General features: G+C 30.6%; 25 protein-coding genes and 1 tRNA gene. 23 read left to right on the forward strand and 3 right to left on the reverse strand.

What is annotated here, in order from left to right; translation table 11 throughout:
* Positions 1-43 precede the first annotated feature (43 nt).
* The 5 genes from P1K33_RS02720 to P1K33_RS02740 all read left to right on the forward strand — a co-directional run bounded on the left by P1K33_RS02720 (position 44) and on the right by P1K33_RS02740 (position 4,639).
* Positions 44-580: an AAA family ATPase gene (locus P1K33_RS02720; RefSeq protein ID WP_284651325.1), complete on the forward strand. Its 537-nt coding sequence runs from the start codon at positions 44-46 to the stop codon at positions 578-580.
* A gap of 87 nt (positions 581-667) precedes the next feature.
* Positions 668-2,560, forward strand: coding sequence for a RecQ family ATP-dependent DNA helicase (locus tag P1K33_RS02725; RefSeq protein WP_284651326.1), 1,893 nt, complete (start codon positions 668-670; stop codon positions 2,558-2,560).
* 2 nt (positions 2,561-2,562) lie between these two features.
* Positions 2,563-3,510: a methionyl-tRNA formyltransferase gene (fmt, locus tag P1K33_RS02730; protein ID WP_284651327.1), complete on the forward strand. Its 948-nt coding sequence runs from the start codon at positions 2,563-2,565 to the stop codon at positions 3,508-3,510.
* 145 nt (positions 3,511-3,655) lie between these two features.
* Positions 3,656-3,958 carry an HU family DNA-binding protein gene (locus P1K33_RS02735; RefSeq protein ID WP_158592531.1) on the forward strand — a complete coding sequence of 101 codons (303 nt, stop codon included), beginning with the start codon at positions 3,656-3,658 and terminating at the stop codon, positions 3,956-3,958.
* A 120-nt stretch (positions 3,959-4,078) separates the two neighbouring features.
* Entirely contained in the window at positions 4,079-4,639 is a 561-nt protein-coding gene (locus P1K33_RS02740) for a YqgE/AlgH family protein (protein ID WP_284651328.1), read from the forward strand.
* Here the strand turns inward: P1K33_RS02740 and P1K33_RS02745 are convergent.
* Positions 4,636-5,472 carry an aminotransferase class IV gene (locus P1K33_RS02745; protein WP_284651329.1) on the reverse strand — a complete coding sequence of 279 codons (837 nt, stop codon included), beginning with the start codon at positions 5,470-5,472 and terminating at the stop codon, positions 4,636-4,638. The genes P1K33_RS02740 and P1K33_RS02745 overlap by 4 nt on opposite strands.
* Positions 5,473-5,523: 51 nt before the next feature.
* A complete protein-coding gene (locus tag P1K33_RS02750; protein WP_284651330.1) occupies positions 5,524-5,916 on the reverse strand; it encodes an START-like domain-containing protein in 393 nt (130 codons plus the stop codon).
* Between the two features lie 145 nt (positions 5,917-6,061).
* On the opposite strand from P1K33_RS02750, the gene P1K33_RS02755 reads away from it, so the two are divergent.
* The 18 genes from P1K33_RS02755 to P1K33_RS02840 all read left to right on the forward strand — a co-directional run bounded on the left by P1K33_RS02755 (position 6,062) and on the right by P1K33_RS02840 (position 24,337).
* Positions 6,062-6,135 (forward strand) — tRNA-Met (locus P1K33_RS02755).
* Between the two features lie 54 nt (positions 6,136-6,189).
* Complete coding sequence (locus P1K33_RS02760; RefSeq protein WP_284651331.1) at positions 6,190-7,539, forward strand: tyrosine-type recombinase/integrase; 1,350 nt, start codon at positions 6,190-6,192, stop codon at positions 7,537-7,539.
* Between the two features lie 820 nt (positions 7,540-8,359).
* The gene (locus tag P1K33_RS02765; protein WP_284651332.1) at positions 8,360-9,361 is read left to right on the forward strand and encodes a DNA-binding protein; all 1,002 of its coding nucleotides are present in this window, start codon (positions 8,360-8,362) and stop codon (positions 9,359-9,361) included.
* A complete protein-coding gene (locus tag P1K33_RS02770) occupies positions 9,362-9,805 on the forward strand; it encodes a type II toxin-antitoxin system death-on-curing family toxin (protein ID WP_284651333.1) in 444 nt (147 codons plus the stop codon). It abuts the gene before it with no gap.
* Between the two features lie 34 nt (positions 9,806-9,839).
* Positions 9,840-10,130 carry a helix-turn-helix domain-containing protein gene (locus P1K33_RS02775; protein WP_284651335.1) on the forward strand — a complete coding sequence of 97 codons (291 nt, stop codon included), beginning with the start codon at positions 9,840-9,842 and terminating at the stop codon, positions 10,128-10,130.
* A 2-nt stretch (positions 10,131-10,132) separates the two neighbouring features.
* Positions 10,133-10,588 carry a hypothetical protein gene (locus P1K33_RS02780; protein ID WP_284651336.1) on the forward strand — a complete coding sequence of 152 codons (456 nt, stop codon included), beginning with the start codon at positions 10,133-10,135 and terminating at the stop codon, positions 10,586-10,588.
* A gap of 6 nt (positions 10,589-10,594) precedes the next feature.
* A complete protein-coding gene (locus P1K33_RS02785) occupies positions 10,595-10,783 on the forward strand; it encodes a hypothetical protein (protein ID WP_284651337.1) in 189 nt (62 codons plus the stop codon).
* Positions 10,767-13,193 carry an AAA family ATPase gene (locus P1K33_RS02790; protein ID WP_284651338.1) on the forward strand — a complete coding sequence of 809 codons (2,427 nt, stop codon included), beginning with the start codon at positions 10,767-10,769 and terminating at the stop codon, positions 13,191-13,193. Before P1K33_RS02785 ends, P1K33_RS02790 begins: the two co-directional genes overlap by 17 nt.
* Before the next feature lie 20 nt (positions 13,194-13,213).
* Positions 13,214-14,086, forward strand: coding sequence for a phospholipase D-like domain-containing protein (locus P1K33_RS02795; RefSeq protein ID WP_284651339.1), 873 nt, complete (start codon positions 13,214-13,216; stop codon positions 14,084-14,086).
* A 6-nt stretch (positions 14,087-14,092) separates the two neighbouring features.
* A complete protein-coding gene (locus tag P1K33_RS02800; RefSeq protein WP_284651340.1) occupies positions 14,093-14,959 on the forward strand; it encodes a hypothetical protein in 867 nt (288 codons plus the stop codon).
* 83 nt (positions 14,960-15,042) lie between these two features.
* On the forward strand, positions 15,043-16,059 hold the full coding sequence (locus tag P1K33_RS02805) for an AAA family ATPase (protein WP_284651341.1): 1,017 nt from the start codon (positions 15,043-15,045) through the stop codon (positions 16,057-16,059).
* Positions 16,060-16,061: 2 nt separating this feature from the next.
* The gene (locus tag P1K33_RS02810; RefSeq protein ID WP_284651342.1) at positions 16,062-16,256 is read left to right on the forward strand and encodes a hypothetical protein; all 195 of its coding nucleotides are present in this window, start codon (positions 16,062-16,064) and stop codon (positions 16,254-16,256) included.
* Positions 16,257-16,315: 59 nt separating this feature from the next.
* Positions 16,316-17,353, forward strand: coding sequence for a DUF6371 domain-containing protein (locus P1K33_RS02815; protein WP_284651343.1), 1,038 nt, complete (start codon positions 16,316-16,318; stop codon positions 17,351-17,353).
* A 270-nt stretch (positions 17,354-17,623) separates the two neighbouring features.
* Positions 17,624-17,860 carry a hypothetical protein gene (locus P1K33_RS02820; protein WP_284651344.1) on the forward strand — a complete coding sequence of 79 codons (237 nt, stop codon included), beginning with the start codon at positions 17,624-17,626 and terminating at the stop codon, positions 17,858-17,860.
* 63 nt (positions 17,861-17,923) lie between these two features.
* Positions 17,924-19,276: a TlpA family protein disulfide reductase gene (locus P1K33_RS02825; RefSeq protein WP_284651345.1), complete on the forward strand. Its 1,353-nt coding sequence runs from the start codon at positions 17,924-17,926 to the stop codon at positions 19,274-19,276.
* Positions 19,277-19,290: 14 nt separating this feature from the next.
* Entirely contained in the window at positions 19,291-20,856 is a 1,566-nt protein-coding gene (locus P1K33_RS02830; RefSeq protein WP_284651346.1) for a vitamin K epoxide reductase family protein, read from the forward strand.
* Positions 20,857-23,049: a peptidase domain-containing ABC transporter gene (locus P1K33_RS02835; protein ID WP_284651347.1), complete on the forward strand. Its 2,193-nt coding sequence runs from the start codon at positions 20,857-20,859 to the stop codon at positions 23,047-23,049.
* 1 nt (position 23,050) lies between these two features.
* Positions 23,051-24,337: an HlyD family secretion protein gene (locus P1K33_RS02840; RefSeq protein WP_284651348.1), complete on the forward strand. Its 1,287-nt coding sequence runs from the start codon at positions 23,051-23,053 to the stop codon at positions 24,335-24,337.
* A 29-nt stretch (positions 24,338-24,366) separates the two neighbouring features.
* Here the strand turns inward: P1K33_RS02840 and P1K33_RS02845 are convergent, their stop codons facing one another.
* Positions 24,367-24,591 carry a hypothetical protein gene (locus P1K33_RS02845; protein WP_284651349.1) on the reverse strand — a complete coding sequence of 75 codons (225 nt, stop codon included), beginning with the start codon at positions 24,589-24,591 and terminating at the stop codon, positions 24,367-24,369.
* Between the last annotated feature and the right edge of the window lie 162 nt (positions 24,592-24,753).

The following is a 24,753-nucleotide window of genomic DNA, read 5'->3' on the forward strand; positions in this document are numbered from 1 at the left end:
ATTCTAATTTGTTTCAATAAATTTGCCCCTTATTTCCAAAATTTTGAAAAAGGAACTCATAGTCATAACCGGTGGCCCGGGTACGGGAAAAACCACAATAATCGATGCACTTATCGAGCAAGGTCATGCGTGTTTTCCTGAAATTTCAAGACAGGTTACTTTGGAAGCCAAAAAACAAGGCATCGAACAATTGTTTTTGGAAAAGCCTTTACTTTTCAGTGAATTATTATTGGAAGGCAGAAGAAAGCAACACCAGCAAGCGATGGTTGACCAGTCTGAAATCGTGTTTATGGATCGTGGCATTCCAGATATTTTAGCCTATATGCATTATATTGGCGACAGTTATCCTGCTTTTTTTGACCATGCCTGCCGAGAGCACCAGTATTCCAAAATTTTTGTCCTTCCGCCATGGGAAGAAATTTACGAAAGCGATGAAGCGCGTTATGAAAACTTCGAACAGGCCAAACTCATCTTTGATCATTTGATAGAAACCTATGAAAAATATGGTTACCAATTGATTGAAGTGCCTTGCGGAACCATTGAAGAGCGAATCCAGTTCATCTTTAATCAGCTTTCTTAATACACTTTTGTTGTAACTGCAACCCAATTCTTTTTTATACATTTGAATTAGTTTATAATTCACCATTCACAATTGATAATTCACAATTTGAATACAGCCTTAGAAATCCTAAACAAATACTGGAAACACGATGCTTTTCGTGAACCTCAGGAAGCTATTATTGCATCTGTACTGGAAGGCAAAGATACTTTTGCACTGATGCCGACCGGCGGTGGAAAATCGATTTGTTTTCAGGTTCCGGGTATGATGATGGAAGGCATTTGTCTGGTGATTTCGCCATTAATTGCGCTGATGCGTGACCAAGTTCAGAATTTGCAAAACAAAGGCATTAAAGCCATCGCATTGACCGGAGGCATCCATCAGGATGAGATTATCGATTTGTTGGACAACTGTCAGTATGGAAATTACAAATTTCTGTATCTTTCTCCGGAACGTTTGCAAAACGACTGGATTTTGGAACGCATCAAAAATCTCCCAATCAATCTTATTGCCATTGACGAAGCCCATTGTGTGTCGCAATGGGGTCATGATTTCCGTCCGGCGTATTTAAAAATTGTACAGCTCAAGGAATTCTTTCCGAAAGTGCCGTTTTTGGCTTTGACCGCTTCGGCTACAATAAGAGTGAAAGAAGATATTATCACCCAATTAAAATTAAACAATCCACAGGTTTTCTCGAAATCATTTTACCGCGACAATATCGCCTATATGGTTTTTGAAACCGAAGACAAGTTGCATTTGCTGCAGCAGATTCTGCACAAGAATCCGCAACCTTCGATTATATATGTGACCAACAGGAAAGCGTGCAACGAAACCGTCCACCAATTAGAAAGCCTTGGTTTTACCGCTACATTTTATCACGGCGGTTTGTCTTCCAAAGACAAAGAAAAACACATGAAACTCTGGATGGATGAAACCGTTCAGGTGATGGTTGCCACAAATGCTTTCGGAATGGGCATTGATAAATCGAATGTCAAAACGATAATTCATTTGCATTTGCCGCAGAATCTGGAGAATTATTACCAGGAATCGGGTCGCGCCGGTCGTAATGGAGAAAAAGCCTTTGCCGTTTTGCTGAACAATCCGTCTGATGTTTTGCATGCCGAAGCCCAATTTCTCAGGGTTTTGCCCGATAAGGCTTTTTTGAATCTGGTGTTTTCCAAATTGTGCAATTATTTCCAAATTGCTTATGGCGAAGGCATTGATGAGCAGTTTAGTTTCAACCTGAATCATTTTTGCACCAAATACAATTTTCCAACCTTAAAGACTTATAACGCTTTGCAGTTTCTCGACCGACAAGGCATTATCACTTTGTCACAGGAATTCTCAGAGAAAATTACGTTGCAGTTCATCATTCCATCCAAAGAAGTGATACGTTATATGAGCCTGAATCCGAATGACGAGGAAATCATTTTGACGATGCTGCGCACTTATCCCGGAATTTATGATATGCAAACCGCTTTCAATCTGCAATTGATTGCCAAAAAATCAAATCATACAGAGAATGCTGTGTTGTCGCTTTTACAAAAACTGGCAGCCAAAAACATCATTGATTTGACTGCCAAAAACAATGACGCTACAATTACGTTGAACGAAGTTCGTGAAGATGACAGAACGATTAACCGCGTTTCGAAATACCTGGAAGCGCAAAACAAATTAAAAACAGAGCAACTTCAGGCTGTCCTATTATATAGTAAGGACACCAAAACCTGCAAGAATAAATTGCTGATGCAATATTTTGGCGAAAGCCTAAAAACGAATTGTGGCATTTGCTCCTATTGTATTACTAAAAATAGGCAGCCACAAAACCCGAATACTGTTTCCGAGAAAATTGTTGAATTATTGAAAATGCAGGATTTCAATTCGAGAGATATTCAAAAGCTGACCAAATTTCCAAAAGACGATGTTATCTTTGCACTGCAAAAGTTGTTGGAAGACAAAACCATCAGCATCAAATCGAATAATTTATATTCCTTAAAATAGAAATGGAAAAGTTACGTATCGTTTTCATGGGAACGCCCGAATTTGCCGTTGGCATTTTGGACACCATTATCAAAAATAATTATGAAGTGGTTGGCGTGATCACAGCGGTTGACAAACCAGCCGGTCGTGGCCAAAAAATCAAATATTCGGCAGTGAAAGAATATGCTTTGGAACACAACCTAAGATTGTTGCAGCCATCCAATTTAAAAGACGAGGCTTTTTTAGCCGAATTGCAAAGTTTGAATGCCAATTTACAAGTTGTGGTGGCGTTTAGGATGTTGCCGGAAGTCGTTTGGCGTATGCCAAAATTGGGCACCTTTAACCTTCACGCTTCGTTGTTACCTAACTATCGCGGTGCTGCTCCTATTAACTGGGCGATTATCAATGGCGAAACCAAAACCGGTGTGACTACTTTCTTTATTGAAGATAAGATAGATACCGGCGCGATGATCCTGAATCAGGAAATAGGAATCAATCCTGAGGAAAATGCAGGCGAATTACACGACAGATTGATGGTTTTGGGAAGCGAAGCTGTCGTTGACACTTTGGCTTTGATTGAAAAGGGAAATGTCACGACAACCATTCAAATCGATAATTCAGAAATCAAAACCGCATATAAACTCAATAGGGAAAACTGCAAAGTAGACTGGACCAAATCGGCAGCGGAGATTCATAACTTAATTCGCGGTTTGTCTCCTTATCCTTCGGCTTGGTGTTTCTTTAAGGACAACGGTGAAGAATGGAATGTCAAATTGTATGAGGCAAAAGTCATTTCAGAGTCTCATCCGTTTTCTGTTGGCCAAATTATCACCACCAAAAAAGAAATTAAAGTTGCGGTAAAAGATGGTTATATACAAATCCTAAGTCTGCAACTTCCGGGGAAGAAAAAAATGCAGGCTCACGAGTTGTTAAATGGCGTTACGTTTTCCGAAAGAGCGCAAGCAGAATAAGGTCTCGAGCGTTTTTGGATTGAAATAATCGATGAAATGCTCAGGTTTATCAACAAATGGCCGAAGTTATCAACAAATTTTTGAAAAAAACCCGAAAACGCTTGCACAGTAAGGAATTCCTATTAAATTTGTTATCATTAACAAAATGTTTAACCAACAATTAATAACTAACATTATGAACAAATCAGAATTAATCGATGCAATTGCAGCTGACGCTGGAATCACAAAAGCTGCTGCAAAATTAGCTTTAGAATCATTTTTAGGAAATGTAGGTGGTACTTTGAAAAAAGGTGGAAGAGTATCTTTAGTAGGTTTCGGTTCTTGGTCAGTATCTAAAAGAGCTGCAAGAGACGGAAGAAATCCTCAAACAGGAAAAACTATCAAAATCGCTGCTAAAAATGTAGTTAAATTCAAAGCTGGTGCTGAATTAGACGGAGCAGTAAACTAATTAATTAGTTCTTCTGATATACAAAAACCACATCGTTTGATGTGGTTTTTTTGTTTTTAGACCAAAAAAATTAGCTTTTTTAAATCCTTTTTCTTAGTTTTAATAAAAATTAGCTGAAAAATGATTTCGGAAAAATTACAAAAAGGTCAATTATTAATAGCTGAACCATCTATTATTGGCGATTTGTCTTTTAACAGATCTGTAATTTTGTTGGCTGATCATAATGATGAAGGTTCGGTGGGTTTTATTTTGAATAAACCGCTGAAATACACCATCAAAGATTTACTTCCGGAAATTGATGCCAAATTTAAAATCTACAATGGCGGTCCGGTGGAACAGGACAATTTATACTTCATCCACAATGTTCCTCATTTGATTCCAAACAGCATTGAAATATCTAGCGGTATTTTTTGGGGTGGCGATTTTGAATTGACCAAAGACCTAATCAATAAAGGATTACTCAAGAAGAAAAACATTCGTTTCTTTTTGGGATATACCGGTTGGGATTCGGAACAATTGGAAACCGAAATGCAGTCCAGCTCCTGGATATTGACCAAAAATGTTTATGAAAATAAAATTTTAGGCAAAGCTTCGGTTCACTTCTGGAAAGAAAAAATCATTGAATTGGGCGGCGAATACCTTATCTGGTCGAACGCCCCTGAAAATCCTATCTTAAACTAAACGGCTATCGCCTGATTTAGTTTTTCCAACAATTCGTTAGACAATTTGGCTTCAAATTCCTTTTTACGGTATTTTGTTATCGGCTGGATTCCCATAATCACATTTGTAATAAACAATTCATCCGCTTTCTGAAGGTCAAAAGGCGAAATTTCCTTTTCTATCAACTCAATACCCTCAACATCCTTCGCTAATTTCAGGATTTGTTTTCTCATAATACCATTCAGGCATCCTTCTGCAATTGGCGGAGTTACCAGCTGATTGTTCATCAGCATAAACAGATTTCCATTGGTCGCTTCTATGACATTTTTGTCTTCATTGATGAGCAGACAGGAATCCAGTTGATTCTCCTGAGCAAAAATACTGGCGGTAATCTGGATGATTTTATTGTTGGTTTTCAGCGTGGAAAGCAATTGTTTGGTGACTACAAAGTCTTTATACAAATCGACTTCGAAAGATTTATCTGCAATCGAATATACTTTATTCTGCAACGCATTGGCCTGAATAACAAAGGAAACCGAATTGTCTGTAGGTGAATAAAAACCGCCTTCGTTTCTAAAAACGGTCAGTCTTACACGAGCAGAATCTTGTATGTTTTGCTGGTTTACCAGGCCCAAAATCTGACTCTCCAGATACTCAAAAGTAAACGACATAGGGATTTGCATTCTGATAATTCTCATCGAGGCCAACAACCTGAAATAATGATCTTCAAAGAATAAAATCTTGTTATCAACCACTTTTAAGGTTTCAAAAACGCCGTCACCGTAAAGAAATGACCGATTGGAAACCGTTAATTGCAATTCAGAGTCCTGTATATCCCCATTAAAATTTATCATAAAAAAATCCCGTTAAAAAACGGGACAAATATAACTTTAAAAAAGATGATTTTATATAGAACCAATCACATGTTTTAAGTCGGACACCTGATTTTCCCATAAAAGTTTAGACTCTTCCAATTCGTCTTCTATGGCATAATCAACGACCATTAATGATACATCTTTGGTGATTTCATCTTCCAGAATTCTCAATTCAAAGTAATAATCGGTATCTTTTTTATTGTCATCGACCCATTTAAACTTTACTTTCTCTCCTGTTTTTTTAGATGCCAGCCTGGCATTTTCCTCGACATCATCCCAAATAAAGGTAAAGAATTCACCTCTGGAATTCACATTATCTGCAAACCATTCCTGCAATCCTGAAGGAGTTGAAATATATTGATACAATAATTGAGGTGAAGAATTCAAAGGAAACTCAAGCTCATAACGTATTTTACTATCCATGATGTGAACAAATTTTTTGGAAATATATAGAATATAAAATCAAAAAAAAAACGTTTTTTGAAAATAAAAAAAATAACTAATATTAGTTTGCAGCCAATAATTTTAATTTTATATTTGCACCCGCATTCAGGGAATGCTTCATCATGGCGAGGTAGCTCAGTCGGTTAGAGCGCAGGATTCATAACCCTGAGGTCGGGAGTTCAAATCTCCCTCTCGCTACAAAATTTAAAAATAGGAAAATCAACGGTTTAGTGTACTCTAAACCGTTTTTTTATGTCCAAAATTTTTTTAAATTTACAGAGAGTACACGATTTAGTACACGATTTCAAAACCATTTACTACACTAAACTGTTGAAAAAAAAGAACTTTTCTTCTCCAAAAATATTTACCGGTGGTGTAGATGTTTTGCAATGGAATAAACTTAGTAAAGAAGAAAAAGAAAAAGCCCTAGCCAAAAGTTGGTATATTTACTACAGTTGTAGAGATGAAAAGACAGGCAAACTCAAAAGAATGCCTAATATAAAAGGTGATGCAAATAAGCTAAAAACAAAAAATGAAAGGATTGCATACCTAAATACCATGAGAAGTGGACTTGAGTTTCTTCTCGAAAGTGAAGAATTGATTCCGTACGGTAATAATGATATAGAGCAATTCTTTAACAAAATACAAACTGGCAATTCTGAGCATTGCAATACTAGTATTGCAAAACCTTCTACAAATATTCCAATACCCGAAATTCTATCAATCAAAGAAGCCTTTGAATTTGCTTTAAATATCAAAAAAAACACAATTAGAGATACTTCATTTAAAAACTTTGAATTGAGAATTAGAAAGTTTAGAAAGGCATTAGATGAAAATAAGCCTATAACTGACATAACCAAAAAGGTTATGAATGATTATTTGAATGAAGTACTGATTAATTCGAGTGCTAGAAATAGAAATAATACAAGAGCAGACCTTAGTTCACTATTTCAAGTGTTAGAGGACAATGAAATAATTACAGATAACATAGCTAAAAAAATAAATGTTTTAAAATCCAATCCAGAGAGGAATAAAACTTATACCTCTGAAATGCAAAAAGACATTTATTCTTTTCTTGAAAAAAACGACCAGATACTTTTACTATTCATAAAATTTGTTTCCTACAACTTTTTACGACCAATAGAAGTTTGTGAGTTGAAGATTAAAGACATTGATTTAATTGGCAAAAGGATTTATTTGAGAACTAAAAATAAGGCTGTTAAAATCAAAATCATCCCCGAAATATTGATTAATGATTTACCCGATTTATCTAAATGCAATCCCGATAGTTTCCTCTTCACTCCTACTGGTTTCGGTCAAGACTGGATTACAGAACCAAACAATAAAAGAGATTACTTCTCAAAACGATTTAAAGAAGTTGTAAAAACACATTTTAATCTCAACAAAGATTACGGAATGTATAGTTTCAGGCATACTTTCATTACTAAATTGTATAGAGAAATGCGTAAAAGTAGCTCACAGTTTGAAACTAAAAGTAAATTGATGCTTATCACAGGGCATTCTACAATGTCTGCATTAGAAAAATATTTAAGAGACATTGATGCTGAACTTCCTGAGGATTATTCAAATTTATTAAAGTAGCCTTAGTCATACTTGCAAGCTTGTAAACCATACTTGCAAGTATGGCTATATTTGAGATTCACTATTATTAATATTATATTACTTTTTAGCGTTGCAATAGCGTTGGAGCACACTGTTTTCAGGGGTTAGAGAATGTATTTTTTTAAATAATTTAGAAATTGCATTGTTAGCGTTGCAAAAGCGTTAATGCGCTTTTCAACGGTAGCGTTGAAATAGCGTTGAAGTGCTATGTTATGGGATTAAAATACATCTATAAACTATAGTAAACGGCATAGTCTAGCGTTGCAACGCTATATTATATATAATTGCAATTTCACAATAGGCATTGCAATCCAACACATTAATCATTGCAATACAATTGCAATAGCATCAATACGTTTTGCAAACACACTCAATGTACTTTTCAAACTGTTAAAAATTAAAGACAAAATCCATTTATATAATACTATTCTTTAGTATTTTTAGAGTTTAAAATCCTTAACTATTTGCAATGCCTATATTTCAGAATTCTGTAATAGTTATGTATAGTTTAAAGAAGAAGATATCTAAAGAGTAGTTTTAATACATTAGATAGATTAAAGATAGATTAGATAGATAGATAGATAGATAGATAGATAGATAGATAGATTAAAGATATATTAGATAGATATATTAAATAGATTAAAGATATATTAGATAGATATATTAGACATATTAGATATATATTAAATAAATAATAAATAAAGAAAGCTATATATATCAATAGATTAAGAGAGAAAGAAGTGATGTTCGCCTCATTAATGCGGTAAACATAATAAAGTTATAAACAAATTTTGGTTATATGAAAGATTTGACAGCGTCAAACATTGACAGACAGAACATTTTAAACAATAATGAAGTACTAGATACTATACAAGAGCATCTAGGTATTTCAGGTATGCTCTTTAAAGATGAATATAGATTTACCAAAAATCAAATTTCAGAGTTCTATCAAATAGACACTGCAACAATAGACAGGTATTTAGAAGGTAATGAAAATGAACTAAAACATAATGGTTATGTAGTTATTAAAGGAAAAGCATTAAAAGAATTTAAGGAACAATTTGGTGGAGTAACGAACCTGTCTAGTAAAACTCCACAATTGGGGCTATTTAACTTTAGGGCATTTCTAAATTTAGGAATGTTATTAGTTGAAAGCGAAATGGCAAAAGCCATTAGAAGTAAAATCCTAGACATTGTAATTGATAGCTTAAATTATAAATCAGGTGGGTCAACTAAATACATCAATCAAAGAGATGAAGACTTTTTAAACTCTATTCTTAAAGAGCCTTATTACAGAAAAGAGTTTACTAATGCTTTGAATAAGTATTTAGATTTAGGAAATTTCAAATATTCATACTATACAGACAAAATCTATAAATGTATATTTTATGAAAATGCAGTAGAATACAAAAGAATATTAAATCTTGAAGAAACAGAAAATGTTCGAGATACAATGTATGCAGAAATATTAAAGCTTATTGCATCTTATGAAACTGGTTTGGCTCATGAAATGGAAAGACTTTCTAATGACTTAAACAGAAAACTTACTAAAGATGAAATGAACACTTTGTTAGAAAGTTTTTCAAAACATCCATTATACAAACCATTAATTGAAGATGCAAGAACCAAAATGGCAAGTAGAGATTATGGTTTCAGGAGAGTTTTACATGAAAACCTAGAACATTATATTGATAGTGTCTCAAAATCTGATTTCGATAGATTTTTAGGAGAAAAAAGTAAAACTATTGAGGAAAGAATAGATGAAAATATTGATGTTTTTAAACGCTTAAAAAACCGATAAATGGCATATTTATATTTTGATATTGAACATGCTATTAATCAACATGATTATATAATCCAACACTCAGGTGGATTACAAGGCATAAAAGATAGAGGTCATTTAGAGGCAACTTTAGATTTTGTCAAAAGCGATGATTATTACCCAACTATTGAGGAAAAAGCAACCTACCTTTTCTATGCTCTGAATAAAAACCACACATTTAATGATGGAAATAAAAGGTCTTCAATTATTCTAACTGCTTACTTTTTTCAAATAAATGGTTTAGGTTTCATAGTAGGTCGATTTATGAGGGAAATTGAAAATATTGCTGTTGATGTAGCTGATAATATAATAGATAGAGATTTGTTATTTGAAATTATATCTTCATTTATTTATGAAGATGAATTTAGCGAAGATTTGAAATTAAAAATAATTAACGCTAAGTTATTAAAGTTTGACTTCTGATATTTTCAGAATCTTTTAATTACAATTTAAGATAATGATTAAAAAAGAGATAATACAGATTGAAAATGTTTCCGTTGAAGAGTTAACGGAAATCATTTCGGAAAAATTAGTTGCTAAGTTAGAAATGAGGATTGCAACCCTTATTTCTAGTCAAAACAATGAGGAATTACTAACAAGAACTGAAACTGCAAAGATTTTAAAAGTTGAGTTGACAACTTTATGGAGTTGGACAAAAAAAGGAAAGATTACAGCCTACGGTATTGGTAATCGTGTTTATTATAAAAGAGGAGAAATTATGAAAGCTTTAATTTCCTTCAAGCATTAAGTATGGAAAATGAAATTACAATTTATTTCGATGAACCAAAAAAATTTGAAGCATCTAATATTAGACCTTTAAATGGTTTAGCTGGCTTATATTTCATATTTAGTGAATCAATTGATATTCAATACCCTTTTGCAAAATCCAAATTATTATATATTGGCATGAGCGAAAGAAAAACTAACAGCATCGGGAGTAGATTACTTAGTCATTTTGATGGTAAATCGAAGAACATTGGTTTAACAAATTATAGAAGAATAGAACCATTATATTTTACCTACATAAATTTTGAAATATTGCAAAATGTATGGAAATTCAGAATTGAGGACTTGGAAAGCCATTTTATCTCAAACTTTGTTGAAAATTATGGTGTTTACCCTATTTGCAATAATAAAACTGGACTAACAGTTTTAGACAAAAAGCAGTCAGGTAATTTAAAAATAGATTGGAAATATTTTAAATAAAAAAGTATGGAAGAGAATGTAAAATCAGGTGAAGAGATAGTTAATGATTTTTTCAATTCAATTGAAGAAATTAAAGGCGTTGATGCAAATATTGCAAAGATGTTAGCAACACTTTATAAAGAGGGGAAATTGACCGATATAAATGTGAAAAACGAACTTCAAAAATTAAGAGAGCAAGATGGCAACAAAGATTAATGAAATTAATTTAAAGGGGATTCGAGGAACAAAAGATACATTAAGACTTCCTTTAAATGGAAAGTCTGCCCTATTGTATGGCGACAATGGAACAGGGAAAAGCAGCATTTCAGATTCATTGGAATGGTTTTTTACTGATAAAGTAGAGCATTTAAACAGTCTTGAGATAGATTTAAAAGAAGCTCTAAGAAATGCAAAGATTGATGACTCTATAACATCCGAAGTATCCCTGTCTTTTACAAACAATAAAGTTGATGCAACAAAAAACATTTATTATAAAAAAACAAAACTAGTTGCTGATTTTAATAATACATCCGAAGATTTCACCAAATTCTATACCAATACAAAAAATGAAAACCTCATTTTAAGGTTTAAAAATTTAACCAATTTTGTTGACAATACGAAGACGGAAAAACTAAAATATCTTTCTGAAATTATTGGCTTCTCAGAAGTATCTAAAAAGAAAGAAGTTTTACAAAAATGCTATAATGCAATTAAATCAGAAATAACAAAGCAAAATTTTGAAGGTCAAAAAAGCAATTTGCAAAGAATCTTAATTGAAAAAATTGGAGCTTCAATAAGTCAAGAACAAAATTTCATTGATAAGCTCAATGAAAAAATTAAACCATTAAATATTGGTTTTGAAATAAAAGCTTTAGAGGATATTGATAAAGTATTAACTCACCTTACTAGTCCAGAAAACAATAAACTCAATTTAGAATTAGCTTTTTTAGAAAATATTCAAAATAACTTGAATCTATTAAAATCTGAAATTGGATTTATTAATTCAGAATATGGCAAGTACTATCTGGAATTTGAAAAAATTGCATTGGATGTACAAAGCATTATGCAAACATTTTTCAAAGAATTACTCAATTCTGGTAAAAACGTCATCACAAAATATCATAAAGAAGATAGTTGTCCTTTATGCTTGCAACCTAAGAATATTGAAGAGTTACAATCTGAAATAAGTAAAAGATTAGAGGAAATTGAGGAATCTTCAAAGAAGCTAAATGATTTTAATAAATCCAAAACTTTAGTTTCTGAAATTACATTGGAAAGAACCAAAAGAATAGATACCTTATTACAGAATCCAGATATAAACAGTAATGAAAATGAAGCATTAAAAATTGAAATTCAGAAAATCAAAGATAAAATAGGTGCTTTCCAAACTGCTAGTACAATTAAAGTAACTTCTGGAGAAAAAATATCTGAACCAGAAAAAATTAATCTAATTGAAGACGATTTCAATTTTCAGGCGAAAATTTCGGAAAGAATAACTAAAATAAAAGAAGCACTAAAAAACAATTCAACTATACTTTACAATGAAATTTCATCTTCTAAAGAAGCTTTTTTGAATATTCGTTTAATTGAAAAACAAAAAAGCATTCTTGAAAATCAACAAAATTCATTGAAAATAATATACGATGAATTTATAAAAAAGCAAAAGGAAGGACTTGAAAACTTCATCACTACATTTTCCGGAAAAATAAATGAATTTTACCAATTTATGAATCCGAATGAACCTTTTCAAGAATTAAAAATTGTAACAATTGGTGAAGACGATGAATTAAATGGTTTGACCATTGAATACAAGTATGAAGGAAATTGGGTGTCTCCACCTCAAAAATATTTTAGTGAATCACATCTCAATTGTTTTGGATTATCATTCTTTTTAGCGTCAGTAATTGCATTTAATAAAGAAAGTAAGTTTGTAGTCCTTGATGATGTTATTTCAAGTTTTGATTCAACTCACAGAAAAAAGTTTGCAGATCTGATTATCGAAAAATTTAATGACTATCAATTTATTGTATTAACGCATGAAAGAGAATGGTTTGACAATATGATTAAACCTTTGGCAAAAAAGAACGGTTGGTATATTAATGAAATAAAATGGTCGGAGGACAAAGGAACTCATTTTGACGAAACACCAAGTGAATTAAAAGATTTCATAGAACATAATTTATCTCAAGGAGTATCTAATAATATGGGGAATCCAATTAGAAGATATATGGAGCAAAAATTAAAGGATATTGCTTTAAATACAGAAACCAAAGTGGTTTTTAAATTCAATGAAATTAATGAACATAGAATGTGTTATGAATTAATTACCAGTTTAAAATCCACAATAAAAATTGCAAATAAAGATTTACTCGTTAGTTTTCCAGTAATTGATAGAATAGAGAATTCTGCTCAAATCGGGAATACATTATCACATGATAATAAACTTGACTCAAAAATTGGAGATTTAAGAGCTATCTGGTCAGATATTATAGAGTTTGAAAAAATATTTTATTGCCAAGAAACAGATTGCAAAAGACCCAAAGTATCACTAAAAAATTATGAGCCGGTTTTAAAAACAATTAGGTGTGGCTGTGGGAAAACAAGCTACAATTGGAAAATTAATTGATTTAAAGAAGTTTATTAAAAATGGCAGATTTTTTTACAGGAAAAGCATTAGATGAAAAGCTAACAGATATTATCTGGAAAGCTAATAAAGAACTTATCATACTTTCTCCTTTTATAAGATTAGATGAGTATTGCAAAAAGATATTTAGCAAACTTAAAAACAGTCCTGAACTAGAAATAATATTAGTTTTTGGCAAAAATGAGGGAGAAACTCAACGAAGCTTAAATCAAGATGATTTGGAGTTTTTTAAAGACTTTGAAAACATAGTCATTATCTATTGCAATAATCTTCATGCAAAGTATTATTCCAATGAAAACGAAGCATTATTGACTTCGTTAAACTTGCTAGGTAAATCAATGACTGGAAATGTTGAATATGGAATTTCATTTCCTAATTCAAAATTGACAATTGATAAATTGTATTCTGATTCGATGAACTCAACTAATGAGGTTATAAAAAGTAATCCTTGCGTTTTTGTAAAGAGACCTTTGTATAAAAAAACCAATTTAGGGCTTTCAAAAAAGCATCTCGGTCATGTGGTATTATTTGATGAGACAAACGCATTATATAGAAACAGAAATTTTGAGCAAAAGTTTTATAATGATTTTGACTATGAATTATTTCAAAATGACACAAAACCAACTAGAGAAGAATTTCAATCAGTTAATGAACCGAAAGGAAGAAATCAAAACTATAACAAAAACAACAATTCAGATTTAGGTTATTGCATAAGAACAGGAAATAGAATCCCTTTTGACCCAACAAGACCGTTTTGTTATGAAGCCTATCAATCATGGGTGATTTTTGAAAACTGGGATTATCCCGAAAAATACTGTCATAGAACAGGCAAATTTTCTAATGGTAGAACATCAATGGCAAACCCTATTTTATAATTGAAGATGTCTGATTTAAGTTCAAAATATTACGAATTAGCAAATGAGGTATTTAGAAACTTTATTTTCTATATACCCAAGTCAATTCTTGATATAAATGAATTTAAAAGTTTGGCAGATGACACAAATTTTGTATATAATTGGCTTGATAAAATAGTTCAAATAGATAATGATTTTAATTGGATTAACAACAGTAGTATTGAATTAACAACACTCTTATTAAAATCCACTAAATTGCAAGATAATTGTTTTAAACTAATTGAATATAAAGTGTCTTTGGATGGTAATAGTTTTAATTACCTCTCTGAAAAATACCTAAAAGAAGTTGAAACCTACACTTATTTTTCAAATCAATTATCTTTTTATTTTCAAAAAAAATCACCAGTTAAAAACACTCAAACACTAGCATTATTTAATTGCCAAAATTTTAATTTTAATAATCATTTAGTAGAAGTTGAAAAAATAACAGGTCTAAAAGCTCAAAATTTTAATCCTCAAAATTTTATTCAAGAAGTAAATGAAACAAATGTATTTAAGAAGTTTTCTGTTAATCTAACACCGAGAGAAAAATACTTTAGAGATTTTATTTCCCACGAAAGAAACAAAGAAATTGAAAAAATAATTTCAGAAAAATTTCAAAATGAAAAAGGAAAAAAATTAAGATATCTAATTGAATATTTTAATGAACTTGAAATAATCTCTTTGGTTCACGGAGACAGAACCAAGATATATAGTGCTATGAAAAATAGTTTTAATTGGGAGATTGGAACCCATCAATCAATATTTGGAAATTGGTTTTCAAAACCAAACAAAGAATATATAAAATTCAAAGAGACTTTAAATTCGTATTTCCCTTTTTTAATTAAAGTTTAAAATACTTTAATTAAAGTTTTAAAAACTTAGCATACAGTATTACATCGTTTTAACAAAATAGATTTGTAGAAAATCTAAATGTTATGAATGATAATCTCGATGTTTTCAAGGAAGAGTTAAGAAACGAATTGGTTCCTGATTCAAACTCCATTTTTGAAATCAAATCAGCTAATCAGTTTATTGAGATTGCCAAAAATAGACCAATCCCCAGAATGTTATTTGGTGAATTTTGGTTTGAAGGGGAAATATGTATTTTGTTTGCCGACACTAATTTAGGCAAGTCAATTTTGGCGGTACAGATTGCAAACAGTATTAGTACTGGTGTTTCTACTTGTGGTTTAAAGTTAGAATGTCCTCCCACTCCAATTATATATTTTGATTTTGAACTTTCAGACAAACAGTTTGAAAACAGATATTCTGAAAATTTTACAAATCATTTTTCATTTAGTTCAAACTTCCTACGAGCTGAAATTAATCCAGATTATTTTGAAGATAAAAGATTTAAAACCTTTGAAGAGTTTCTTTTTTATTCTCTTGAAAAATCAATTATTGATTATTGTGTTAAAGTTTTAATAGTCGACAATATTACCTATTTAAAAACTGATAATGAAAAAGCAAAAGATGCATTGCCATTGATGAAATTTCTAAAGGATTTGAAAAACAAATATGGCTTATCAATTTTAGTTATAGCACATACTCCTAAAATAGACACTTGCAAACCAATAACCAAAAACCATTTATCTGGAAGCAAAATGCTTATGAACTTCTGTGACAGTAGCTTTGCAATCGGAGAAAGTAATCAGGAAGTTGGATTACGATATATCAAGCAAATCAAACAGCGTAATTGTGAACATATTTATGATTCAGAAAACATTATTGTTTGTAGAATTGAAAAAGTGAACAGCTTTTTACAGTTCAGTTTTATTGAATTCGGCAGTGAATTTGACCATTTACGTCAAATGACTGGTGAAGATAAAAGTGAACGTAACAACAAGGTGATTGAACTAAAAAAACAAGGTATTTCAAACGTTCAAATTGGAAATCAATTAGCTATTTCTGAAAGTATGGTAAGAGTCATTTTAAAGAAAAATAATCTTTAATAATGAATGCAAGTACAGTATATGATGTTTTTCTTGCTCTTCCTCAGGAGGAAAGGGAGAAATTTATTGTACTGCTTGATAAGCATCATAAAAAAGTATTTATTGATGTCAGGATGAAGAAATCCAAAAAAGTAAAATTTACAAAACAAGATGCAATTGAGTATTTGTTGGCTACAGTTTTCAAACCCAAAACTTAAAATCGCAATCCTCGTAAAGGTCGTAATGACTACGAGTATTACGAACATTACGAATAGTTATGAGTGAATTTAAATATTCATTAGACAATTCCAGCAAAAAGTTTATTTGCCCTCTTTGTGGTAAAAAACGATTTGTTAGGTATATAGATAAAATCACTGGCGAATATCTGCATGAAACTATAGGTAGATGCGATAGAGAGACTAGTTGTGGGTATCATAAAAATCCAAAGCAAAATGAGTGTATTGCAATACCTAATATTGCACCGATCATGGTTACTCCCAATTACATTAACCCTCTCTTGGTAACACAATCTTTAAAAAAATATGATAATAACAATTTTATTAAATTTCTCAAAAAGCATTTTTCTAAAGATGAAGTTGAAAATTGCATTACAAGGTATAAAATAGGAACTTCTAAACTTTGGGATGGTGCAACTATCTTTTGGCAAATAAATCAAACTCAAAAAGTCCATACAGGCAAAATAATTTTATTTGACGAAAATACCGGTAAACGAGTAAAAAATCCATTCCCACACATCAATTGGGTTCATAAGAAAATTAAGAAACCTGATTTCAATCTCAAACAATGTTTATTTGGTTTGCATTTAGTTAATCCTAGACTTGCAATACCGTTGCAAGGTATTGCAAGACCTATAGATACTGTTGCTATAGTGGAATCAGAGAAGACTGCAATCATTATGAGTATATTTTTACCAGAATATATATGGCTTGCAAGTGGAGGATTGCAAAACCTAAAACTACCATTATTAGAACCCTTAAAAAATGAAAATATAGTTATTTATCCTGATAAAGGTGAGTTTACAAAGTGGAATAATAAAGTAACAGAACTTAAACAACTAGGCTTTAAAATCAAATGTAGCTCACTAATCGAAAACTCAAAATTTGAGATAGGAACTGACTTAGCTGACATATATTTTGCGATTAAATATGCTTCTAAAGAAAAGAATCCTGAAATAGTTTTGTCAGAAACAGAAAAAAAAGTTCAACGACTTTCAAAAATCAATCCCTGTTTAATTTCACTTGTTGAAACTTTTGAATTAATTGATGAAAAAGGAAATGGTATTAGAAAAATTTGATAACATCGTAAACAATCATTCTTATTATTGAGATAGTTGCTTATTACCTTAAGGAGAAGTTTTCTTCAAAAGCTCTTTTAAACTTGCATTTTCCTCTTTGAATTTTACAATACATTTTTTGATGTCTCAAAATTAAATCACTAAAAAGATAACATTACATTTTATTACTTGACAATAATTGTAATATTTTTTTTGTTTTTTTTTATAAATCAAATGATTTTTTATTTATTTTCGTTTCATTAATAATTATTAACCTTTTAAAACAAAAAAATGGGAAATTTTAAATTTATCGGAACACCTCTTAGCAGAACAGAAATGAGAAATGTTTCAGGTGGAACACCTCCTGAGCTTGGCGATGGCTATGGACCATGTACAGAAGACACTTGCCAAAGTGATGCGGATTGTGGGACAGCTTGCAACAGACCTGGAGTAAAGTCCTACTGCGCAACTACTGTATGCCAAGACTCAGGTCAGCCAACATCTTCTTACAAATCTTGTGATTGTTAAATTAAAGAAGAATAAGAGAGAATGTTATAACTTAGCATTCTCTTTTATTTATATAAATCATATATGAAAAAACACACATGCATTTTCTTAATCATATTCACCGTATTTACATTATCCTCTCAGAAAAAAGTAAATGAAAATTTGATTGTTGAATTAAAACAAATACCAAAGAAAAATTCAACAATTAAAAATCGTTACAACAAGTTTATTCTTAGAAGCCTTGACGAAAATCCAAAGTATAAGAAAAAAATAATTGATAATTCTATTGGAATCCCAATTAATGATTCTATTCAGTTTTATGGAGAGCTTTATGATTCGTTGTTGTTTTTTGACTTATATGAATCCGGAGATTTAACAAAAGAAGAATATTTAAAAGCAATTGAAGAATATAAAATAGACACATTAAATCTCTCTAAAATAAAACAAAAAAGAGGTTTGATTGTTGTTGTAGGCTTTAATGAAAACAAACAGTTCATCATAGCTGATTCAAACCATAATAAAGATTTTAGTGATGATGTAAAATATGAATATGATATTGATTTCAGAAAGAAACCAATTGAAGAAACATTAAGTAAATTACAAGTTTCAAAATATACTTATGAAAGCACTCTTAAAGGTATAACGCAAAAGCATACTAGGGAATTTATTTTGTATCCAGATAGATACAATGAAAAATATTTAAATTATAGTAAAACAGCCCAAGAATATCTTTCTATCATAAGATTTTCAGACATGTGGGAAGGTGAAGCTAAAATTGGCAATAAAAAAATTAATTTTATTTTTGATGGATTAGACAACACATTTGGTGCAATTTATATTAAACCAAACGAAATAATGTATAGTTTAACTGATTACACATATAATGACCAATTTCAATATAAATTTGGAGATACTGTTTCCCTAAACAATAAGCTCTTTAAAATAGATAGTCTGAGTAATGATATTTCAAAACTATATCTGTCTTTTATCAAAAAGAAAAAAGATAATTATGGTAGTTCAATTAATAATTATATTAAAAACATTCAATTCAAAGATATTCAAGAAAAAGACATAAATCTTATTGACATATTTAAAAAGAAAAAATATACCTTAATAGAATTTTGGGGAACTTGGTGTGGACCATGTATTAAAATGACTCCTCAAATACATGAACTTTTTACCCAAAATTCAAATAAATTGAGCATTTTAAGTTTTGCTGTTGATAGAGATAAAGAAGCTGTTCAAAAATACATTACTAAAAATGATATGAATTGGACAAACGGTTTTATAATGATGGGAAAACAAAGTGCATATTCAATCAAAAACCAATTAAATATTACTTATTACCCTACTTTTATTTTAGTCGATTCAAAAGGGAAAATTATCCTCAGAGGTTCAATTGAAACATTCGCTCAAATTAAAGAGTATTTAAAATAATCTATTAAAATTTCATGAACAAAACTTTTAGCGCACTCTCATCTTATTTAAAAAAAGAAAATATTATTATTGATGAAGTTGAATTAGAATTTCAAATCCTTTCACATCCAGAGCCTGACTCCATTTTAGCAATATCTGATGCATTGAATTTCTTCAATATAGAAAATGTTGTAACTAGAGTTGATTTTTCCAATTTAGAAGAATTACCTAATAATTTTTTAGCTCTACTTCATAAAGAGAGAAAAGGAGTAGAATTAAATCATATCGAAAAAATTGAAAATGATAGATATATTTTAAATAAAAATAATCCTCAGACAAAATCTGAATCTTTCCTTGAGGAAAGATGGACTAGGATAGTATTATTAGCAAACAGTAATAATGATTTTCCAATAAAAAAAAGGAATTCTTTTTCGTGGCTAATACCTGTTGTCAGTTTTGCAATAATTTTTTTATGTATAATTTTATCGGAAAGAAACTCCTCAGATAAATTATTCGTCTTAATTCCATTTATTGGGATTATCTTTTCAACGTCAGTTTTTAAAGAATTATTTGGGATTGATAATAAATTAGTAGATAGTTTTTGCAATATAACTACTTCAACAAGTTGTAAAGAAATTATAAATTCATCAAAATGGAAGGTTTTCAACTATTTGAAATTTTCAGATTTGAGTATTGTTTTTTTTGCATCTCAATTTATCTATAATATTCTTTTTTTAATATTTTCTGAACAATCAGGATATATGTTGCTTCAAAAAAATCTAGTAATTATTAGTATTCCACTAATTTTAATATCTCTATATTATCAAAAATTTGTTGAAAAAAAATGGTGCCCTATTTGCATATCGATTTCGCTTTTATTAATTTTTGAAGTATTGTACTTTTTTATTGTTGACTTTGAAAATCAGATATTAATAAAAGATTTATTAGTTTTAATAGGTACAGGCTTATTTGTAAGTACAACTTGGTTCTTTATTAAAAATCAATTGCTTAAAATTAAAGAATTAAAAGAATTCCAATATAAGGCATTAAGGTTTAAAAAAAATTATGACCTTTTCAAAACCAACTTAATTTCAAAAAAGAAAATCGAGTTACCACATAATGCAATGCAACTTGGCGACATTGAGAGTAAAACCATCATTACTTTAATTTCCAACCCTTTTTGTGGACATTGTAAAGAGGCACATCAAAACATTGAAAAATTATTAATAAAAAGCAAGTTTAAAATTTGTGTGCAAATTATTCTTAAAACTAATTTTAATTTCGAATCTGATGAAAACAAAAATGTATTTAGGACATTATTAGATATTTATCATCAAGAAGGTGAATTAAAATTCAATGAAGCAATAAAAAATTGGTACCAAGTTAGAAATACTCAGAAGTGGTTAGAATCTCATCATGTTTTGAATAAATCTGAACTTAGTCCAATTGACACTACCTTAAATGATTGGCACAAATGGTGTTCGGAGAATAAAATTCAATTTACACCAACAATTTTCGTAAATGGTTATGAATATCCTCAGATTTATGATAGAGGAGATTTAGAGTTTTTTATAAACGATTTAATCGAAGATATATTTTAATTGAAAAAATTTCCTAATTACATACAAGCTGACTCTAAGGACTGTGGTGCAACTAGCCTAAAAATTATTGCAAAGCATTACGGCAAAACCCTCAACATTCAAACTTTAAGAAAACTCTCTGAGACCACAAGAGAAGGAAGTACGTTAATGAATATTTCTGATGCTGCGGAAACCATAGGCTTTAAAACTTTAGGAGTTAAAGTCAACTTGGATAAACTACTCGAAGCGCCTTTACCTTGTATTATACATTGGAATAAAAATCATTATGTAGTACTATACAAAATACGAAAAGAAATATTTTATATTTCTGATCCAGCAATTGGGTTAATTGAGTACTCAAAAGAGGAATTTATCAAATTTTGGATTGGTAATAATGCTAACGAGACTACTGAAGAAGGAATTGCACTATTATTAGAGCCTACAGCAAAATTTAATCAAACAGAATACGACAAAGAAGATAACAAATCATTTGGTTTTGCTTTATTGTTTAAATACTTAATCCCTTATAAATCCTATGTAATTCAATTAGCAATAGGATTACTGGCAGGTAGCTTATTACAACTTGTTTTCCCTTTTTTAACTCAAAGCATAGTTGATGTTGGTATTCAAAATCAAAATATCCATTTTATTTATTTGATATTGTTTGCTCAATTATTTTTGTTTTTTGGAAGTACAGCTTTGGAACTAATAAGAAGCTGGATTTTACTAAATCTATCAACTCGAATTAATATTTCTCTTATTTCTGATTTCTTTATAAAATTAATGAACTTACCTATTTCATTTTTTGATGTAAGAATGACCGGAGATATTATGCAACGCATCAATGACCATCACAGGATTGAAAGAATCCTAACGACTTCTTCCTTAAGTATATTGTTTTCAGTTATTAATATGTTTATTATGGGTGGGGTTCTCGCTTATTATAACCTTAAAATATTTGCTGTTTTCTTTATTGGAAGTGTATTATATTTTATTTGGGTTACCCTATTTTTGAAAAGACGAAAAGAACTGGATTATAAGCGTTTTTCAGAAGTCTCTCAAGAACAAAGCAAAGTAATAGAGCTTATCAATGGCATGCAGGAAATTAAATTGCATAACGCTGAAAAACAAAAACGTTGGGGCTGGGAATACATTCAAGCAAGATTATTCAAAGTATCAATGAAAGGTTTGGTTTTGGAGCAAACTCAAAGCATCGGCTCCAATTTTATTAATGAATTGAAAAATATTATCATCATCTTTCTCTCTGCCAAACTAGTTATTGACGGTCAAATTACACTCGGTATGATGATGGCGATTAGCAGTATTGTAGGGAGTTTAAATGCACCTGTCTTGCAATTAATCGGTTTTATCAGAGAAGCACAAGATGCCAAAATATCATTGGCTCGTTTATCTGAAATTCACGAAAAAGAAGATGAAACCCAACAAGAATATAATCAAACCCATGAAATACCTCAAAACAGTGATATCATAATTAAAGATTTATCCTTTAGATATATTGGTTCTGATACAATGGTCTTAGAAAATTTAAACCTAACTATTCCTACCAATAAGATAACAGCTATTGTTGGAACTAGCGGAAGCGGTAAAACCACTCTAATGAAATTATTATTGAAGTTCTATGACCCGATTAATGGTGAAATTTCTATAGGCAAAACATCCTTAAAAAACATTGCACAAAAATCTTGGCGTAACCATATTGGTTCTGTTATGCAGGAAGGGTATATTTTTAGTGATACCATTGCCAATAATATTGCCATTGGAGTTGACATAATTGATAAAAAGAGATTGGTTTATGCTTCTGACGTTGCTAATATAAAAGAGTTTATACAAGATTATCCACTTGGTTATAATACTAAAATTGGTATGGAAGGCATTGGAATGAGTACTGGTCAAAAACAAAGATTGTTAATTGCCAGAGCTGTGTATAAAAATCCAGAAATGTTATTCTTTGACGAGGCTACTTCTGCCTTAGATGCCAATAACGAAAAAGAGATAATGGAAAAACTAGATGTTTTCTTTAAAAACAAGACTGTTGTCGTTATTGCACACCGATTAAGTACTGTTATGAATGCCGATCAAATCGTAGTTTTAGAAAAAGGTAAGATTGTGGAAATTGGTAATCATAAGGAACTTGTGGAATTAAAAGGGAGTTATTTTAAATTAGTCAAAAATCAATTACAACTAGGAAGTTAGTATGGAAGATAAAAGCATCTCTTTTGACTTAAGAAGTGAGGAAGTACAAGAAATACTTACTCGTGTTCCCAGTTGGTTAATCCGATGGGGTTCAGCGGTTATTTTAAGTGTTCTACTATTACTTTTCTTTGTATCATGGCTTGTTAAATACCCTGATACAATTTCAACTCAAATTGTAATCACAACTAATGTACCGCCACAAAAATTAGTCGCCAATACTTCTGGAAAAATAGAAGTGATTCTTGTAGAAGATAAAGCAACTATTTTAAATAACACACCATTAGCCATAATTGAAAACACAGCCAATTACAAAGATGTGTTTCTATTGAAAAGTATCGTTGACAGCATTAATATTAACAAAAATAGTTTCCCATTTGAAAAATTAAGCAATGTCCAACTGGGAGACATTGAAAGTAGTTTTGCAGTATTTCAAAAAGAATATAGTGTATCTGAATTAAACACAAAACTACAACCTTATAAAGTTGAGGGAACTGCTCAAATTTATGAAGCTATACAGCTAAAGGAACGTTTAAGTTTATTGGAATCACAAAAAAGCATCAATCAAAACGAGATTGAACTTCAAAAATTAGATTTAGACCGCTATGAAACTTTGTTTAAAAAAGGAATAATTGCAGCGCAAGAAATTGAAAAACATAGATTGAGTTATTTACAAACCGAACGAAATTATAAAAGTTTATTGAGTTCTATCTCTCAGCTAAAATCATCATTAAATGATTTGAATAAGAATAGCAAAACAACACTAATCAACGAGAATAAAGAGACTGTAAATTTAGAGCGCAATGTAATACAAGCTTTTTATGCACTTAAAAAAGCAATTAAAGATTGGGAGTTAAATTATGTTTTACGCTCCTCAATAGATGGTAAAGTTTCTTATCTACAACTTTGGGCTAAAAATCAAACTGTAGGTGAGGGAGATAATGTTTTTGCTATTATACCAAGTAATGAGAATGGTTACATTGGAAAAGCTAAAGCACCGGCACAAAATTCTGGAAAAATAAAAATTGGACAAAAAGTAAATGTCCGATTGGCTAATTATCCAGATAGAGAATTTGGGATAATTGAAGGAAAAATTAAAGCTATTTCTTTAACCCCAGACAAAGATGGTAATTTATTAATTGATGTTGATTTACCTAAAGGGCTGCAAACTTCCTATAAAAAGAAAATTGCTTTCCAACAAGAGATGAGTGGTAGTGCTGATATTGTTACAGAAGATTTAAGACTAATTCACCGCTTACTATATCAGTTTCGTGACATTTTTAATAGATAAATATGCCAATACATACTTGTGTAACTTATTTACTCTAACGGTATCCAGTCAATAGCAGTTCCGTCACAATCAGGAGCATTTGCACAGCAAATCCATTCATCTCCGTCTTCATCTTTGAAAACTTTATATTTACCTACTTTGAAAATAGTATTACAATGAATACAGACAACTTCAATTTCAAGGTTTAAAAAGCTTTGACAAGGATGATTCTCGTTAAGGTATTTTTCTTTGTCTTTGACAATTACTTCTTCCATTGTTATTTTATTTTTACTTATCAAATATAACAAAAAAGTTACTGACAATCAGTCATTTATAGAGCAACAAAAACGAGATTAATATTAAAAAAAATGTTTTGTATTTTATTAATAAAGACAGAAGGCATACTTTTTGCAAAAACTGTTTTAAATAAAAAAACC

Origin of the sequence: Flavobacterium terrisoli, from assembly GCF_030167905.1 — a bacterium.
GTDB classification, from domain to species: Bacteria; Bacteroidota; Bacteroidia; order Flavobacteriales; family Flavobacteriaceae; genus Flavobacterium; species Flavobacterium terrisoli.

What these genes read in the sequence shown, in the direction of transcription:
- P1K33_RS02760 (WP_284651331.1), top strand. Translation starts at nt 6,190, where the DNA reads ATGTCCAAAATTTTTTTAAATTTACAGAGAGTACACGATTTAGTACAC.
- P1K33_RS02825 (WP_284651345.1), top strand. Translation starts at nt 17,924, where the DNA reads ATGAAAAAACACACATGCATTTTCTTAATCATATTCACCGTATTTACA.
- P1K33_RS02785 (WP_284651337.1), top strand. Translation starts at nt 10,595, where the DNA reads ATGGAAGAGAATGTAAAATCAGGTGAAGAGATAGTTAATGATTTTTTC.
- P1K33_RS02840 (WP_284651348.1), top strand. Translation starts at nt 23,051, where the DNA reads ATGGAAGATAAAAGCATCTCTTTTGACTTAAGAAGTGAGGAAGTACAA.
- P1K33_RS02815 (WP_284651343.1), top strand. Translation starts at nt 16,316, where the DNA reads ATGAGTGAATTTAAATATTCATTAGACAATTCCAGCAAAAAGTTTATT.
- fmt (WP_284651327.1), top strand. Translation starts at nt 2,563, where the DNA reads ATGGAAAAGTTACGTATCGTTTTCATGGGAACGCCCGAATTTGCCGTT.
- P1K33_RS02775 (WP_284651335.1), top strand. Translation starts at nt 9,840, where the DNA reads ATGATTAAAAAAGAGATAATACAGATTGAAAATGTTTCCGTTGAAGAG.
- P1K33_RS02810 (WP_284651342.1), top strand. Translation starts at nt 16,062, where the DNA reads ATGAATGCAAGTACAGTATATGATGTTTTTCTTGCTCTTCCTCAGGAG.
- P1K33_RS02800 (WP_284651340.1), top strand. Translation starts at nt 14,093, where the DNA reads ATGTCTGATTTAAGTTCAAAATATTACGAATTAGCAAATGAGGTATTT.
- P1K33_RS02750 (WP_284651330.1), bottom strand. Translation starts at nt 5,916, where the DNA reads ATGGATAGTAAAATACGTTATGAGCTTGAGTTTCCTTTGAATTCTTCA.
- P1K33_RS02805 (WP_284651341.1), top strand. Translation starts at nt 15,043, where the DNA reads ATGAATGATAATCTCGATGTTTTCAAGGAAGAGTTAAGAAACGAATTG.
- P1K33_RS02795 (WP_284651339.1), top strand. Translation starts at nt 13,214, where the DNA reads ATGGCAGATTTTTTTACAGGAAAAGCATTAGATGAAAAGCTAACAGAT.
- P1K33_RS02830 (WP_284651346.1), top strand. Translation starts at nt 19,291, where the DNA reads ATGAACAAAACTTTTAGCGCACTCTCATCTTATTTAAAAAAAGAAAAT.
- P1K33_RS02790 (WP_284651338.1), top strand. Translation starts at nt 10,767, where the DNA reads ATGGCAACAAAGATTAATGAAATTAATTTAAAGGGGATTCGAGGAACA.
- P1K33_RS02770 (WP_284651333.1), top strand. Translation starts at nt 9,362, where the DNA reads ATGGCATATTTATATTTTGATATTGAACATGCTATTAATCAACATGAT.
- P1K33_RS02735 (WP_158592531.1), top strand. Translation starts at nt 3,656, where the DNA reads ATGTTTAACCAACAATTAATAACTAACATTATGAACAAATCAGAATTA.
- P1K33_RS02745 (WP_284651329.1), bottom strand. Translation starts at nt 5,472, where the DNA reads ATGATAAATTTTAATGGGGATATACAGGACTCTGAATTGCAATTAACG.
- P1K33_RS02780 (WP_284651336.1), top strand. Translation starts at nt 10,133, where the DNA reads ATGGAAAATGAAATTACAATTTATTTCGATGAACCAAAAAAATTTGAA.
- P1K33_RS02845 (WP_284651349.1), bottom strand. Translation starts at nt 24,591, where the DNA reads ATGGAAGAAGTAATTGTCAAAGACAAAGAAAAATACCTTAACGAGAAT.
- P1K33_RS02820 (WP_284651344.1), top strand. Translation starts at nt 17,624, where the DNA reads ATGGGAAATTTTAAATTTATCGGAACACCTCTTAGCAGAACAGAAATG.
- P1K33_RS02740 (WP_284651328.1), top strand. Translation starts at nt 4,079, where the DNA reads ATGATTTCGGAAAAATTACAAAAAGGTCAATTATTAATAGCTGAACCA.
- P1K33_RS02765 (WP_284651332.1), top strand. Translation starts at nt 8,360, where the DNA reads ATGAAAGATTTGACAGCGTCAAACATTGACAGACAGAACATTTTAAAC.